The following is a 14,200-nucleotide window of genomic DNA, read 5'->3' as shown; positions in this document are numbered from 1 at the left end:
GCAGGAGGGCACCGAAGCGGATCCGCCACGCGTTTCCCCTGCCGTCACGGGCCCGGGAACGATTGAATGGTGAGCCGACCACGAGCGGAGAAGGAACCCATGCCCGAACCCAGCGCCGACTGGTGGAAGTCCAGCGTCGTCTACCAGGTCTATCCGAGCAGCTTCAACGACAGCGACGGCGACGGCGTCGGCGACCTGCCCGGAGTCATCGAGAAACTGGACTACCTGAAACTGCTCGGTGTGGACGTGGTGTGGCTGTCACCCGTCTACCCCTCGCCGTGGCACGACAACGGCTACGACATCAGCGACTACACCGGCATCGACCCCCGGTTCGGGACCCTGCAGGACTGGGACCGGCTCCGGGACGGGCTGCACGAGCGCGGTATGCGCCTGGTGATGGACCTGGTCGTCAACCACACCAGTGACCGGCACCCCTGGTTCACCGCCTCCCGGGCGGGCGACGACGACAAACGCGACTTCTACTTCTGGCGTCCGGGCCGGGACGGGGGGCCGCCCAACAACTGGGGCTCGGTCTTCTCCGGGCCCGCCTGGACCTACGACGAGGAGCGCGGCGAGTACTACCTGCACCTGTTCAGCCCCTCCCAGCCGGACCTGAACTGGGAGAACCCGCGGGTGCGCGCGGCCGTGCACGAGGTGGCCCTGTGGTGGCTGGCCCGCGGCGCGGACGGGTTCCGGCTGGACGTCATCAACTTCGTGTCCAAGAACCCCGAGCTCCCGGACGGGCCGGTGGTCGGCGACCACGGTGTCTTCACCGAACACGCCGTCAACGGGCCGCGCCTGCACGAGTTCCTGCACGAGATGCACGAGCGGGCCTTCGCCGGGCGCGACGTGCTCACCGTGGGGGAGATGCCCGGGGTGGGCGTGGAGCAGGCGCGCATCCACACCAACCCGGTCAACCGGGAACTGAACATGGTGTTCCAGTTCGAGCACGTGGACCTGGACCACGGCCCCGGCGGCAAGTTCGACCCCCGACCGCTGGACCTGGTCCGGTTGAAGGCCTCGCTCAACCGCTGGCAGGTGGGCCTGAACGACCGTGGCTGGAACAGCCTGTACTGGAACAACCACGACCAGCCGCGCGCGGTCTCCCGGTTCGGCGACGACGGCCGGTACCGGGTGGAGTCCGCGACCGCGCTGGCCACCACGCTGCACATGATGCAGGGCACCCCGTACGTCTACCAGGGCGAGGAACTGGGCATGACCAACGCCCACCTGGACGACATCGCCGACTACCGGGACCTGGAGACCCTCAACTACCACCGAGCCATGGTGGAGACCGGCAAGGTCGACGCCGACGCCGCCATGGCCGGCATCGCCCGGATGAGCAGGGACAACGCGCGCACCCCGATGCAGTGGGACGCCGGTGAGAACGCCGGGTTCACCACCGGGACGCCGTGGATCGGGGTGAACCCCAACCACACCGAGATCAACGCCGAGGCCGCGATCGCCGACCAGGGGTCGGTCTTCCACCACTACCGGCGCCTGATCGAGCTGCGCAAGGAGCACCCGGTCGTCTCGCACGGCAGCTTCACCCCGCTGCTGGAGGACGACCCCCGGGTCTACGCCTACACCCGCAGGTTCAACGGACAGGTGCTGCTGGTGCTGGCCAACTGGAGCGACCGGACGGCGCGGGTGGACCTGCCCGGGGACGTGGCTGGACCCGAACCCGAACTGCTGCTCGGCAACTACCCCGCGCCCGAACACGCCCTGGCCCCGCTGCGTCCCTGGGAGGCCCGTATCCATCTGGCCCGCTGACCGCGCCGCCCCTCGCGGAGCGGGGCCGTGAGTACTGTGTTGGCAGCCGAGCGAGCGGAATTGGGGCTTTTCATGAGGATCGTCATCATCGGAGCCGGTACGGGCGGACTCGCCCTGGCTCGTGGGCTCATCCGGCAGGGGCACGCGGTCGAGGTCCACGAGCGGGCGGCCGACCTCCGTTCCGACGGTGTCGGGCTCGGCCTCCACCCCAACGGCACCGCCGCCCTGAGCGCCCTGGGCGTGGACGCCGGGGGGATCGGACGCCGTCTCGACAGTGTGCGCAACCGTGACCCCTCGGGGCGGGTGCGCCGCACGCTCGACACGGACACGGCCCGCGACCACTACGGCTTCGGGAGCCGGACGGTGCCCGGGCACGCGCTTCTGGAGTTGCTCGCCGAGGGGCTGCCCGAGGGCACGGTGCGCTTCGGTCGGGCCTGTACCCGGGTACGGGTGAACCCCGACGGCACCGTGAGCGCGCTCTTCGGTGACGGCAGCAGCGCCACGGGTGACGTGGTGGTCGGTGCCGACGGGGCCCGCTCGGCGGCCCGGCGCGACCTGTGGGACCGGGATCCCGCCCGCCCCACCGGGTGGGCGAGCTGGCAGGTGCTCGCCCCGGTGCCCGTGGGCCTGGCGGCGGGCACCGACGCGGCCCTGGTCCAGGGGAGGCAGGGCACGTGCGGGATGGCCCCGGCCGGGGACGGGCTCGTGCGGTGCTGGTTCGACGTGCGCTGGCGTCCGGGCACCCCCCGCCCCGAGTCCCCGGCGGCCGTGCTGCGCAGGCTGTTCGGCGACTGGACGGACCCGGACGTGCGCACGGTGCTGGAACACGTCCGGGACGAGGACCTGGTGCTGACCGAACACGTCCGCCACCGGGTGCCCAGGGTCTGGGGCAAGGGCGGTGCGACCCTGTTGGGCGACGCCGCGCACGCCTTCCCGCCCTCCGCGGCGCAGGGGGCCGACCAGGCGTTGGAGGACGCGTGGGCGCTGAGCCTGGCGCTCGCGGAGGAGGGGGCCGCCGCCGATCCCGCCGCCGCGCTGCGCCGGTACGAATCGGTCCGCAAAGGGCCCGTCTCCCTGGCGCTGCTGGCCTCGGGGGCGGAGGCGGTCCTGCGCCTGTCCGCGCCCCGTGTCCTGGGCCGGGAGCGGGCCGGTGCCCTGGCCGCCCGCCGGTACGTCGGCTATCTGGGCGGGGTGAGCAATGTGCTCACCGACCGCCGTCCCTGAACCGCGACTCCCGAACCGCGACGCACGACGGGCGCCCCTCCCACCGGGACGGGCGCCCGTCGTGCGTGCGGGACCGGGCGAGTCGGCACGCAGGTTTCATATTTTTTGAAATCCTCTCAAGTGAGGTTAGACTAACCTATGTTCCTATTGGGGATTTGCCCCGATATGCCTGGATTTTGTGCTGCCCGTACCCGGGCGTCCCCCCTGCAAACGGCCCGCCGAAGACGACGCGGCCGCTCCCCGTGACGAAGAAAGCAGTGAGCATGAACCCCACCCTGCGCCGTGTCGGCGGTATCGGACTCACCGCGGCCCTGGCCCTCGGCCTGGCCGCCTGCGGCAGCGGCGACGAGAGCGCCGAGAGCACGGAGGGCGGCGCGACCTCCGCCGAGGGCACCTTCCCCGTCAGCATCGAGAGCGCCCTGGGCACCGCCGAGATCCCCGACCGGCCCGAGCGCGTGGTCACCCTCGGCCAGGGCTCCGCCGAGACCGCCATCGCCCTGGGCACCGTGCCGGTCGGTATCGAGAGCTACGAGTGGGGCAGCGATGACACCGGCTACCTGCCCTGGATCCACGAGGCCGTCACCGAGTCCGGCGAGGAGCTCCCCGAACAGTTCGCCGGCGCCGACGACATCGACTTCGAGGCGATCATCGAGCTCGCCCCCGACGTCATCCTCGCCCCCTGGTCCGGTGTCACACAGGAGCAGTACGACATCCTCAGCGACATCGCCCCCACGGTCGCCTACCCCGACCTGCCCTGGAGCACCGACTGGGACCAGCAGATCGAGATCATCGGCGAGGCGCTCGGCCGGCCCGAGGAGGCCGGAGAACTGGTCGTCGAGATCGAGGAGCGCTTCGAGCAGGCCGCCGCCGACCACCCCGACTTCGCCGACCTCACCTTCTCCTACATCTACACCGACGGCCCCGGGACCCTCGGGGTCTTCATGCCCGACGAGCAGCGCGTGGCCATGGTCCGCAGACTGGGCCTGGAGGTGGACCCGGTCGTGGAGACCCTCCCCGAGGCCGAGGGCACCGACTCCGCCATCATCGGTCTGGAGAACGCCGACAAGCTCGCCGACAGCGACCTCGTCTTCACCTTCTACAGCGACCCCGAGACCCGTGCCGAGATCGAGGGCCAGGACCTGTACGCGGCCATCCCCGCGATCGAGCGGGGCGCCGTGGTCACCAGCGACGACACCTCCTTCGTCACGGCCTCCTCACTGATCAACCCGCTCACCGTCCCCTGGGTCATCGACCGCTACGTGCCCCTCATCGAAGAGGCCGCAGACCAGCTCGACGACTGACACACCCCAGGTGAACGTGAAGACGACGACCCCGAAGGCCGGGCCCGCCCGCGCCGTGCTCGTGCTGAGCGCGGGCGCGGCGGCCCTGGCCGGGGCGGTCCTGCTCAGCCTGGTCGCGGGCAGCAAACCCACGGCCCCCGCCGAGGTGTGGCGGGCCCTGGCCGGCGGCGCCGACCCCTACACCGTCACCGTGGTGCAGAGCCGGATCCCCAGGACCCTCGTCGGGGTGGTCGCCGGGGCCGCCCTCGCGGTGGCCGGGACCCTCATGCAGGGCATCACCCGCAACCCGCTGGCCGACCCCGGGCTGCTCGGCGTCAACGCCGGGGCGGCCGCCGCGGTGGCCACCGCCACCGCCGTGCTCGGCCCCACCTCGGTCACCGGAACGGTCTGGTGGGCGCTGCCCGGCGCACTCCTGGCGGGACTGGCCGCCTACACCGTGGGCACCAGGGGCGGCGACGGCGGCATGGTCCGCCTGCTCCTGGCCGGGGCGGTGGTCTCGGCCGTCCTGACCGCCTACGTGCAGGCCGTCGCGCTGAGCATGCCCGAGGTCTTCGACAGCTACCGCTACTGGGTGGTGGGCTCCCTCGCCGGACGCGGCACCGACGTGGTGACGGCGGTCCTGCCGGTCCTCGTCCCCGGCCTGCTCATCGCCCTGGCCGTCATGGGCGGCCTCAACGCGCTGGCCCTGGGCGACGAGGCGGCCGTGGCCACCGGCGCCAACGTCACCGTCACCCGTGCCGGGGGGCTGGTCGCCGGGGTCCTGCTGGCCGCCGGGGCCACCGCGGCGGCCGGCCCCATCGCCTTCGTCGGCCTGGCCGTCCCGCACGTGGTGCGTGCCCTGGTGGGGGCGGACTTCCGGCTCCAGGTGCCCTTCGCGCTCCTGGCCGGCCCCACGCTGCTGTTGGCGGCCGACGTCCTCGGTCGCACCGTCGTGCGGCCGATGGAACTGATGGTCGGCGTGGTCACCGCCTTCGTGGGCGCCCCGGTACTGCTGTACGTACTGCGCAGGACGAAGGGGGCCGCATGAGCCGGACGATCCCGAGGCACCCGTCTCCCGGAGCGGAGCCCCCGGAGCCGGAATCCCCGGACACGAACCCCTCGGATACTGGCCTCTCGGGTACGGACCCCTCGGGCAGCGGACCCTTCCCGACCCCGGACGTGCGTCCCACCGGGCGCGTGCTGCGGATCGGTCGCGTCCTCGCCCTGCCGGTGCGCCCGCGCTCGGTCGCGGCGACCCTGCTGGTGCTGGCGGGCCTGGCCGCGGCTGCCGTCGCCACGCTGAGCCTGGGGCGCCTCGGCGTTCCCTTCGCCCAGCTGCCCGCGGTGCTCGGCGGACAGGGCGAGGCCACCCACCTCTTCGTGCTCGAACGCCTGCGCGGCCCCCGACTGGTCGTCGCGGCGGGCACCGGGGTCGCCCTGGGCCTGGCGGGCGCCCTCTTCCAGTCGGTCACCCGCAACCCCCTGGGCAGCCCCGACGTGATCGGACTCGCCCCGGGCGCCGGGGCGGGGGCCGCCGTGGCCGCCCTGATGCTGCCGGGCGTGGTCCCGGTGCCCGTGGGCGCCCTGGCCGGCGCGGTCCTGGCCATCGTCACCGTGTACCTGGTGACCGGCACCGGGCTGCGCGACCCCGGTCGGCTGATCGTCGCCGGGATCGGCGTGGCCGCCATGGCCACGGCCTTCACCCACTTCGTGGTCTCGGTGATGGCCCGCGACCAGGCCAGCGTCCTGTCCGCCTACGTCAACGGCAGCCTGGGCGCGCGCTCCTGGGACCATGCCGCCACGATCTGGCTGGCGGTGGCCCTGACACTGCCGTTCGTGCTGGCCCTGGCCGGGCCGATCACCGTGAACGAAATGGGCGACGAGCTCGCCGACTCCCTGGGCGCCCGCGCCACCGCCACACGCACCGGGGCGGTCGCCCTCTCCGTGGTGCTCTCGGCCGCCGCGGTGAGCGTCGCCGGGCCGATCGCGTTCCTCTCGCTGACCGCACCGCAGATCGCCCGCCGGCTGAGTGCCGCGCCGGGACCCAACCTGGTCCTGTCCGGGGCGGTGGGCGCCCTGCTGCTGGTCTGCGCCGACCTGGCCGTCCAGCACTCGCCCGTCGGGGACGGACTGCCGGTCGGCCTCTTCACCATGGCCCTGGGCGGCGTGTACCTGGGCTACCTGTTGATCCGTGAATGGCGAAAGGGAACTCTTTGAGCAGCGAGGACGTGCGTCAGGAAACCACACCGGTGCTGTTCGCCCAGGGGCTCACCCTCGGCTACGGGGGCGACCCGGTCGTGCGCGAGTTGGACCTGGGTATCGAGGAGGGCGAGTTCACCGTCATCGTGGGCCCCAACGGCTGCGGAAAGTCCACCCTGCTCAAGGCGTTGGGGCGGGTCAACAGGCCCGAATCCGGCCGGGTGCTCCTGCACGGCCGCGACATGCGCTCCCAACGGCCCAAGGCGGTCGCCCGCCGACTGGCGCTGCTGCCGCAGAGTCCCCTCGCGCCGGAGGGCATCACCGTCCGGGCTCTGGCCGCACGCGGCCGGTTCCCCCACCACACGCTGCTGCGCCAGTGGACCCCGCAGGACGAGACCGCCATCGCCCGCGCCCTGGAGCTCACCGGGCTGTCCGAGCTGGCCGGGGCCCGGGTGGGGTCGCTCTCCGGCGGTCAGCGCCAACGAGCCTGGGTGGCGATGGTCCTGGCCCAGGACAGCGAGACCCTGTTGTTGGACGAACCCACCACCTACCTGGACATCGCCCACCAGTACGACCTGCTGGAGCTGTTCGCGGAGCTGCACCGGCGCGGCCGCACGGTCGTCGCGGTCCTGCACGACCTGGCCCAGGCGGCCCGCTTCGCCACCCGCCTGGTGATGATGGACGGGGGAGCGGTGGTCGCCGACGGCGCACCCGCGGACGTCGTGACGGCCGAGCGGGTGGAGACGGTGTTCGGGCTCGCCTGCGACGTGGTCCCCGACCCCCGGACCGGCACCCCGTTGGTCATCCCGCACGAGCGCGCCCTGCGGGGTGAACGCGCCGGCCGGTGAGTCCTCCGGTCCCGCGCCCTCCGCGGACGGGGTCAGCGGGGAGCGGACCCCGGGCCCTCGCGCTCGGGCCGGGCCGCCTTGTACTCCTCCCAGCGCTCCAGGAGGACGTCGTGGTAGCCGTCCAGCCAGGTCATGTAGTCGTACATGTTGCGCAGCCGGGTGCGGGAGGACGCGCCCAGATCGGGGAGGCGTTCCAGGGCGCCGGCGGCGAGATCGCGCTGCCGGCGCAGGTAGGAGCGCTCGTTGCGGAGGAAGCCGCCCCACACGTCCTCGTCCATGCTGATCAGCCGGGAGCGCCGGCCGGGCACCTCGACCAGGGTCACGAAGCCCAGCTCGCGCAGGCGGCGCACCGACTGTGACACCGAGCCCCGGCTGACCCCGGCCCCCTCGGCGACCTCCTCGGCGCTGACCGCGTCCCGGTCGGCCACCAGGAGGTAGCCCACGATGCGCCCCTCGGTCCTGGGACGGCCCTGGGAGTTCCAGTACTCGGAGAAGCGTCCGACGAACTCGTCCCTGAACCGGTCCGCCTCCTCCCCGGACCCGCGGGCCGGATCCGCGCCCGACGGTCGTTCCTGTTGTGCCCCCTGCGCCATGGGGGCCACGATATCGCCCCGCCCGGGCGCTCCGGTGTCAGTCACGGCGCCGGGACTCCGAACGGCGCTGGGACTCCAGCAGGCGGGACAGCGCCGACCACACGTCCTCCAGGTCCTGTCCGTTCCCCGACTCGGCCAGCCACAGGGCCGCCTCGTTCATGGCACCCGACAGCAGACGGGCCAGGGGGGCGACCGGCTGGGGGCGCAGGATCCCCGACTCGGCCAGCGCGGTGAGCGACTCCTCCAGGTGGCGGGCGGAGGAGGACTCGTCGAGTGCGCGCCACTGGTTCCACCCCAGCACGGCGGGGCCGTCCACCAGCATGATCCGGCGTACGTCGGGTGCGGTGCTGGCGGTGAGGAAGGCCCGGCACCCGGCGATCAGCTGCTCCCACGGGTCGGTTCGGGCCTCGGCGGCCTCGGCCACGGTGGCACCCACCTCCTGTTGGACCTGTTCCAGGACGGCGCGGAACAGCGCGGGCTTGCCGTCGAAGTGGTGGTAGAGCGCGCCCTTGGTGACCGCCGAGGCGGCCACGATCTCGGCCAGGCCCACCCCGCCGTACCCGTGTTCGGTGAACAGGCGGCGGCTCTGAGCGAGCAGTGTCCGTCTGGTCCGGGCGCGCTGTTCGGCCCGGGCCCCGGTGTCCTTGGGCAACGGTCCTCCTCTTGACATACCGATGGTACGTCAATAGCGTAACTCGACATACCGTTGGTATGTAAAAGGAGAGCCATGAGACTCAAGAGCTTCTATCCCGTCCTGTGCACACCCCGGCTCCAGGAGAGCCACGCCTTCTACAAGGAGTGGTTCGGCTTCGAGGACGCCTTCGTGGCGGACTGGTACGTCAGCCTGCGCCACCCAGGGTCGCCCGGCTACGAGCTCGGTTTGCTGGAGGCGGGGCATCCGACCCTGCCCGGGGGCCACCGGGACGCGGCCCGGGGCGTGCTGCTCAACTTCGAGGTCGCCGACGTGGACGCCGAGTGGGAACGGCTCGTGGTCCGGGGCGGCCTCGAACCCGTGCTGTCCCTGCGCAGCGAGGACTTCGGCCAGCGGCACTTCATCGTGACCGACCCCGCCGGGACCCTGGTGGACGTCATCACCCCGATCGAGCCCTCCGGCGAGTACGCGGAGCAGTACCTCGACTGACCGCTTCCGATCCCCGTTCCCGAAGGGCCCGTGCCCGTACGTCGGGTACCATCCGGTCGGTATGCTGTCTCGGTCGGTGGCCGAATCACCACCGAGGGAACGGGGGCACGACGTGAGGCGGGACATGGTACGAGAACAGCGGACGGCCGAAACCGGAGCCGAGCGCGGGACCGTGCCCGAACGCCTGCTGGGGGCCGCCACGCGGCTCTTCGCCGAGAAGGGGTTCGAGAGCACGTCGGTACAGGAGGTCGTGGCCGCCGCGGGCGTCACCAAGGGCGCCATGTACCACTACTTCGGTTCCAAGGACGACCTGCTCCACGAGATCTACGCCCGGGTCCTTCGGATGCAGACCGACCACCTCGTCGAGATCTCCTCCCGCGAGGCGCCCGTCGCCGAACGCGTCCACGCGGCCGCCGCCGACGTCATCGTCACCAGCATCGCCAACCTCGACGACAGCAAGATCTTCTTCCGATCCATGCACCAGCTCGCCCCGGAGAAACAGCGCAGCGTCCGCGCCGAGCGCCGCAAGTACCACGAGCTCTTCCGGGCCATGATCGGGCAGGGTCAGAGCGAGGGCGTCTTCCGCGACGACGTGCCCGCCGAGCTGGTCGTGGACTACTTCTTCGGCTCGGTGCACCACCTTGGCACCTGGTACCGGAGCCAGGGAGAGCTCTCCGGCACCGATGTGGGCCGCCACTTCGCCGACCTGCTCCTGGCGGGCCTGCGCCCCGGGGTCTGACCTCCGGGGCCGCCCGGGCCCGGGCGGCCCCGGAAGAACGATCCGGCACCGGGCGGGGCCGGACCGGCACCGGGTACGGCCGAAGGGCCGGGGGCACCGACCACCCCCGACCCTTCGGACCGCGCCGTTCCCGGCCGTCGACGACCGCTACGCGTACTTGCGCAGCTCCGCACGGGCCAGCGAGCGCAGGTGCACCTCGTCGGGACCGTCCGCCAGTCGCAGCGAACGGATCCCCGCCTGCCAGGCGGCCAGCGGCAGGTCCTGGCTGACACCGGCGGCGCCGTGCGCCTGGACGCACTTGTCCAGGATCCACTCCACCGTGCGCGGGGTGGCGATCTTGATCGCCTGGATCTCGCTGTGCGCACCCTTGTTGCCCACGGTGTCCATCAGGTAGGCGGTCTTGAGCACCAGCAGGCGCAGCTGCTCGATCGCGACCCGGGCCTCGGCGATCCACTCACGGACCACCCCCTGCTCGGCCAGGGGCCGCCCGAAGGCCACCCGGTCCAGCACCCGCCTGCAGGTCAGCTCCAGGGCCCGCTCGGCGACGCCGATGGAACGCATGCAGTGGTGGATGCGGCCCGGGCCCAGACGGGCCTGCGCGATCGCGAACCCCTCACCCTCACCGCCGATCAGGTTCTGCGCGGGGACGCGCACGTCGTCGAAGAACACCTCGGCGTGGCCGCCGTGGTCGCTGTCGTCGAAACCGAACACGCTCATGCCGCGACCGATCCGCAGACCCGGGGCGTCGCGCGGTACCAGCACCATGCTCTGCTGCCGGTGCCGCTCGGCCTCGGGGTCGGTCTTGCCCATCACGATCAGGATCTCGCAGGCCGGGTTGAGCGCCCCGCTGATGAACCACTTGCTCCCGTTGATCACGTACTCGTCACCGTCCCGGACGATGCGGGTGGTGATGTTGGTGGCGTCGGAGGAAGCGACGTCGGGCTCGGTCATGGCGAAGGCGGAACGGACCCTGCCGTCCAGGAGCGGCTCCAGCCACTGCTTCTTCTGCTCCGGGGTGCCGAACATGGTCAGCACCTCCATGTTCCCGGTGTCGGGGGCGGCGCAGTTCAAAGCCATGGGGGCCAGGCGGGAGCTGCGCCCGGTGATCTCGGCCAGCGGCGCGTACTGGAGGTTGGGGAGCCCGCCGTGTTCGGGGTGCCCGGCCAGGAACAGGTTCCAGAGCCCCTGCTTGCGGGCCTCGGCCTTGAGGTCCTCGACGACCGGGGGGATCGCCCAGGGGTCCGTGCGCTCCTCCAGTTGGGCCTCGAACACGGGTTCCGCGGGGTAGACGTGTTCGTCCATGAAGGTCAGGAGCCGCTGGCGCAGTTCCTCGGTCTCGGCGTCGTAGGCGAAGTCCATCTAGTCCTCCTTGAGCATGGTGTGGGCGCGCTCAACCAGAGGGGCGACGACGTCGCCGATCCCGTCGAAGCCCGCTCCCACGGTGAGTCCCCGGCTGTGCCGGTAGTGGATGCCCTCGGCGATCACCGCGAGCTTGAAGCAGCCGAAGGCCACGTACCAGCCGAGCCGGGACACGTCCCGACCGGTCGCGGCCGCGTACATCTGGACCAGTTCGGGGGAGTGGGGGAAACCCTCGACCGAGGTGGCGGGCAGGCCGCCGCCGGTGACCGGCTGCTCCCGGTAGACGAGCATCAGGCCCAGGTCGACGAGGGGGTCGCCGAGGGTGGCCATCTCCCAGTCCAGTACCGCGGTGAGCCGTCCGTCCCCGTCGACGAGCACGTTGTCGAGCCGGTAGTCGCCGTGCACGATCGCGGGCGCGGACTGTTCGGGCAGCGAGGCGGCGAGCCGGTCGCGCAGCTCGTCGATCCCGGGGATGTCCCGGCTGCGGGAGGCCTCCAGCTGCTTGCTCCAGCGCCGCACCTGGCGCTCCAGGAAGCCGGCCGGGCGGCCGAAGTCGCCCAGGCCCACCTCCTCGGGGTCCACCGCGTGCAGGTCGCCCAGCGTGGTGACCAGCCCGTCGGCGACCCTGCGCACGCCCTCGGCCCCGAGCGGAGCGATCTCGTCGCGGGTGCGGAAGGGGGTGCCCCGCACGTGCTCCATGACGTAGAACGGTGCTCCCAGCACCTCGGTGTCCTCGCACAGCAGGTGGGTGCGCGGCACCGGGACGGCGGTCTCGTGCAGGGCGGTCATGACCCGGTACTCGCGGGGCATGTCGTGCGCGGTGGCCAGTACGTGCCCCAACGGCGGGCGGCGCACCACCCAGGATCCGGTGCCGTCGGTGACCACGTAGGTCAGGTTGGACTTGCCGCCCGCGATCACCTCCCCGCTGAGCGGACCCGAGACCAGCCCGGGGGCTTCGCCGTCCAGATGGGAGCGGAGTCGGTCCAGGTCCAGGCCGGGAAGTTCGTCGCTCATGCCTGCTCCTCGTCGCTGAACACCTTGGCCTGGAGGCGGCGCATCCCGGCCAGCCAGGCGTCGGTGTCGGTGGCCCTGGCCGCGTAGTAGTCGGCGGCCTGGGGGTGGGGCAGGATGAGGAAGCGCCCGTCGGCCAGCCCCGCCATCACGGCGTCGGCGACCTCCTCGGGGGTGATGGCGTCCCCGGACAGGATGGCCTGGCCTCCCGAACCCGAGTCGTCGAGCATGTTGGTGCGCACGCCCAGGGGGCACACGCACTGTGTGGTGATGCCGCGGTCCCCGTAGGTGGCCGACATCCACTCGCCGAAGGCCAGCGCCGCGTGTTTGGTCACCGAGTACGGGGCGCTGCCCAGCATGGTGAGCAGGCCCGCCGCGGACACGGTGGTGAGCAGGCGACCGCGGCCACGCTCCAACCAGCCCGGCAGCAGCTCCCGGGAGGCGCGTACGTGCGCCATCACGTTGACCTGCCAGGACAGGTCCCAGTCCGCCTCCGGGGCCTCGGGGCCGCCGCTGACGGCGACCCCGGCGTTGGCCATGTACAGGTCGATCCCGCCCAGGTGGGCCCCGGCCTCGGCGATCAGGGCGGTGACGCCCTCCTCGCTCGCGGCGTCCCCGGGGACGGCGATCCCGCCGATCTCGCTCGCCACGGCCTCGGCGGCGTTCGCGTCCAGGTCGTTGACCACGACGCGGGCCCCGGCCCCGGCAAGCCGGCGGGCGACCGCCGCGCCGATCCCGTTGCCGCCGCCGGTGACCACGGCTCCGATGTCGTTCAGCTCCATGCCGTTCACACCCCTCCGGTGAGGGTGACGCCGCCGTCCAGCACCAGGGTGCGGCCGGTGACCCACGCGGCGTCCTCGGAGAGCAGGAACGCGACCGCGCCCGCGACGTCCTCGGGCAGGCCCAGGCGGCCCAGTGGGTACTGAGCGGCGACCTTCTCCTCGCGCCCCTCGTACAGGGCCTCGGCGAAGCGGGTCTTGACCACGGCCGGGGCGACGCCGTTCACCCGGATGTCCGGGCCCAGCTCCACCGCGAGCTCCTCGGTGATGTGGCTGAGCATGGCCTTGGTGGCCCCGTAGAAGCCGATACCCGGGGCGGGCTTGGTCCCGGCGACGGAGGAGACGTTGACGATGGCGCCGCCGTGCTCGGCCAGCCAGGCCTTGTGGACCTTCTGCACCCAGGAGATCGCCGAGAGCGCGTTGACCTCGAAGATCTTGCGGGCGGCGTCCAGGTCGAGGTCGACCATGCGGCCGTAGACCGGGTTGATCCCGGTGTTGTTGACGAACAGGTCGACGCTGCCGAAGGCCTCCAGGGTGGCGGCGATCGCCGCGTCCTGGTGCTCGGGGTCGTCGGCGCGGCCGGGGACGCCGATGGCGTGCTCGGGGCCGCCGAGGGCCTGGACCGCCTCCTGGAGGGTTTCGGGCTTGCGCGCGGTGATACACACGCGGGCGCCCTCGGAGACGAGCCGTTGGGCGATGGCCAGGCCGATGCCGCGACTGGCACCGGTGATGATGGCGGTGCGCCCGCCGAACCGCGAAGTCATGCGTACTCCTTAGACCGACTGGTCGGTATGTCAGGGAGACTCTATGTCCGCGAAGGTGCGTGCCGCAAGGGGTACGCGGGCAGGTCAAGGGGCGAGAATGGCTCGGACGCGGGCAGGGGCGCCCGCACCGGACACACAGGAGGTGCCGCCATGGCCACCGAGGTCACCGACGTTCCCGACAAGCGCCGCTACGAGGTCAGAGCCGACGGTGAGGTCGCCGGATACGCCGAGTACATCCTCACCGACGACCTCATCACCTTCACCCACACCGAGATCGACCCCGCCTTCGAGGGCAAGGGGATGGGCAGCGTCCTGGTCCGCGAGGCGCTCGACGACGTACGCGGCCGCGAGCTGGCCGTGCTCCCGTTGTGCCCCTTCGTCAAGGGGTGGATCGAACGCCACCGCGACTACGCCGACCTGGTGTACCGCTCCCCGGACGAGTGAGTGCCCCGGGCCCCGACCATCCGTCACCCGTCACAGGAGGCCGAGA

At 72.1% G+C, this 14,200-nt stretch carries 15 protein-coding genes; 9 read left to right on the top strand and 6 right to left on the bottom strand.

Annotated elements, in window-relative coordinates:
- The first annotated feature begins 99 nt into the window (after positions 1-99).
- From ACUKCB_RS10890 to ACUKCB_RS10865, 6 genes are all read left to right on the top strand, one after another.
- Entirely contained in the window at positions 100-1,773 is a 1,674-nt protein-coding gene (locus tag ACUKCB_RS10890) for a glycoside hydrolase family 13 protein (protein WP_473040397.1), read from the top strand.
- A gap of 72 nt (positions 1,774-1,845) precedes the next feature.
- The gene (locus ACUKCB_RS10885; protein WP_473040396.1) at positions 1,846-2,997 is read left to right on the top strand and encodes an FAD-dependent oxidoreductase; all 1,152 of its coding nucleotides are present in this window, start codon (positions 1,846-1,848) and stop codon (positions 2,995-2,997) included.
- Positions 2,998-3,260: 263 nt separating this feature from the next.
- Positions 3,261-4,298 carry an iron-siderophore ABC transporter substrate-binding protein gene (locus ACUKCB_RS10880; RefSeq protein ID WP_473040395.1) on the top strand — a complete coding sequence of 346 codons (1,038 nt, stop codon included), beginning with the start codon at positions 3,261-3,263 and terminating at the stop codon, positions 4,296-4,298.
- A gap of 10 nt (positions 4,299-4,308) precedes the next feature.
- Positions 4,309-5,325, top strand: a complete 1,017-nt coding sequence (locus tag ACUKCB_RS10875; protein ID WP_473040394.1) for a FecCD family ABC transporter permease — start codon at positions 4,309-4,311, stop codon at positions 5,323-5,325.
- Positions 5,326-5,474: 149 nt separating this feature from the next.
- Positions 5,475-6,494 (top strand): FecCD family ABC transporter permease, encoded by a 1,020-nt coding sequence (locus ACUKCB_RS10870; protein ID WP_473040973.1) that lies wholly within the window; start codon positions 5,475-5,477, stop codon positions 6,492-6,494.
- Positions 6,473-7,324 carry an ABC transporter ATP-binding protein gene (locus ACUKCB_RS10865; RefSeq protein ID WP_473040393.1) on the top strand — a complete coding sequence of 284 codons (852 nt, stop codon included), beginning with the start codon at positions 6,473-6,475 and terminating at the stop codon, positions 7,322-7,324. The genes ACUKCB_RS10870 and ACUKCB_RS10865 overlap by 22 nt, the downstream gene beginning before the upstream one ends.
- A gap of 32 nt (positions 7,325-7,356) precedes the next feature.
- On the opposite strand, the gene ACUKCB_RS10860 is transcribed toward ACUKCB_RS10865, so the two are convergent.
- Complete coding sequence (locus ACUKCB_RS10860) at positions 7,357-7,917, bottom strand: GbsR/MarR family transcriptional regulator (protein WP_473040392.1); 561 nt, start codon at positions 7,915-7,917, stop codon at positions 7,357-7,359.
- A 37-nt stretch (positions 7,918-7,954) separates the two neighbouring features.
- A complete protein-coding gene (locus ACUKCB_RS10855; RefSeq protein WP_473040391.1) occupies positions 7,955-8,569 on the bottom strand; it encodes a TetR/AcrR family transcriptional regulator in 615 nt (204 codons plus the stop codon).
- Positions 8,570-8,644: 75 nt separating this feature from the next.
- Here ACUKCB_RS10855 and ACUKCB_RS10850 point away from each other — a divergent pair, with 75 nt between their 5' ends.
- Positions 8,645-9,058, top strand: a complete 414-nt coding sequence (locus tag ACUKCB_RS10850) for a VOC family protein (RefSeq protein WP_473040390.1) — start codon at positions 8,645-8,647, stop codon at positions 9,056-9,058.
- A 124-nt stretch (positions 9,059-9,182) separates the two neighbouring features.
- Complete coding sequence (locus tag ACUKCB_RS10845; protein ID WP_473040389.1) at positions 9,183-9,797, top strand: TetR/AcrR family transcriptional regulator; 615 nt, start codon at positions 9,183-9,185, stop codon at positions 9,795-9,797.
- Between the two features lie 147 nt (positions 9,798-9,944).
- On the opposite strand, the gene ACUKCB_RS10840 is transcribed toward ACUKCB_RS10845, so the two are convergent.
- The 4 genes from ACUKCB_RS10840 to ACUKCB_RS10825 are packed head-to-tail and all read right to left on the bottom strand — an operon-like array spanning position 9,945 to position 13,710.
- The gene (locus tag ACUKCB_RS10840; RefSeq protein ID WP_473040388.1) at positions 9,945-11,156 is read right to left on the bottom strand and encodes an acyl-CoA dehydrogenase family protein; all 1,212 of its coding nucleotides are present in this window, start codon (positions 11,154-11,156) and stop codon (positions 9,945-9,947) included.
- The gene (locus ACUKCB_RS10835) at positions 11,157-12,170 is read right to left on the bottom strand and encodes a phosphotransferase family protein (protein ID WP_473040387.1); all 1,014 of its coding nucleotides are present in this window, start codon (positions 12,168-12,170) and stop codon (positions 11,157-11,159) included.
- A complete protein-coding gene (locus tag ACUKCB_RS10830) occupies positions 12,167-12,949 on the bottom strand; it encodes an SDR family oxidoreductase (RefSeq protein WP_191271265.1) in 783 nt (260 codons plus the stop codon). The genes ACUKCB_RS10835 and ACUKCB_RS10830 overlap by 4 nt, the downstream gene beginning before the upstream one ends.
- Positions 12,950-12,954: 5 nt before the next feature.
- Positions 12,955-13,710 (bottom strand): SDR family oxidoreductase, encoded by a 756-nt coding sequence (locus tag ACUKCB_RS10825; protein WP_191271263.1) that lies wholly within the window; start codon positions 13,708-13,710, stop codon positions 12,955-12,957.
- Positions 13,711-13,860: 150 nt separating this feature from the next.
- Between ACUKCB_RS10825 and ACUKCB_RS10820 the strand changes: the two genes are divergently transcribed.
- Positions 13,861-14,154 carry a GNAT family N-acetyltransferase gene (locus ACUKCB_RS10820; RefSeq protein WP_473040386.1) on the top strand — a complete coding sequence of 98 codons (294 nt, stop codon included), beginning with the start codon at positions 13,861-13,863 and terminating at the stop codon, positions 14,152-14,154.
- Positions 14,155-14,200 lie beyond the last annotated feature (46 nt).

The sequence above is a fragment of the Nocardiopsis moroccensis genome, from assembly GCF_055763695.1.
This window is presented reverse-complemented; position numbering and strand designations above follow the sequence as displayed.

Excerpts from the sequence above, each read along its gene's own strand:
- ACUKCB_RS10890 (WP_473040397.1), top strand. The coding sequence starts at position 100 with ATGCCCGAACCCAGCGCCGACTGGTGGAAGTCCAGCGTCGTCTACCAG.
- ACUKCB_RS10885 (WP_473040396.1), top strand. The coding sequence starts at position 1,846 with ATGAGGATCGTCATCATCGGAGCCGGTACGGGCGGACTCGCCCTGGCT.
- ACUKCB_RS10880 (WP_473040395.1), top strand. The coding sequence starts at position 3,261 with ATGAACCCCACCCTGCGCCGTGTCGGCGGTATCGGACTCACCGCGGCC.
- ACUKCB_RS10865 (WP_473040393.1), top strand. The coding sequence starts at position 6,473 with ATGGCGAAAGGGAACTCTTTGAGCAGCGAGGACGTGCGTCAGGAAACC.
- ACUKCB_RS10860 (WP_473040392.1), bottom strand. The coding sequence starts at position 7,917 with ATGGCGCAGGGGGCACAACAGGAACGACCGTCGGGCGCGGATCCGGCC.
- ACUKCB_RS10850 (WP_473040390.1), top strand. The coding sequence starts at position 8,645 with ATGAGACTCAAGAGCTTCTATCCCGTCCTGTGCACACCCCGGCTCCAG.
- ACUKCB_RS10845 (WP_473040389.1), top strand. The coding sequence starts at position 9,183 with ATGGTACGAGAACAGCGGACGGCCGAAACCGGAGCCGAGCGCGGGACC.
- ACUKCB_RS10840 (WP_473040388.1), bottom strand. The coding sequence starts at position 11,156 with ATGGACTTCGCCTACGACGCCGAGACCGAGGAACTGCGCCAGCGGCTC.
- ACUKCB_RS10835 (WP_473040387.1), bottom strand. The coding sequence starts at position 12,170 with ATGAGCGACGAACTTCCCGGCCTGGACCTGGACCGACTCCGCTCCCAT.
- ACUKCB_RS10830 (WP_191271265.1), bottom strand. The coding sequence starts at position 12,949 with ATGGAGCTGAACGACATCGGAGCCGTGGTCACCGGCGGCGGCAACGGG.
- ACUKCB_RS10825 (WP_191271263.1), bottom strand. The coding sequence starts at position 13,710 with ATGACTTCGCGGTTCGGCGGGCGCACCGCCATCATCACCGGTGCCAGT.
- ACUKCB_RS10820 (WP_473040386.1), top strand. The coding sequence starts at position 13,861 with ATGGCCACCGAGGTCACCGACGTTCCCGACAAGCGCCGCTACGAGGTC.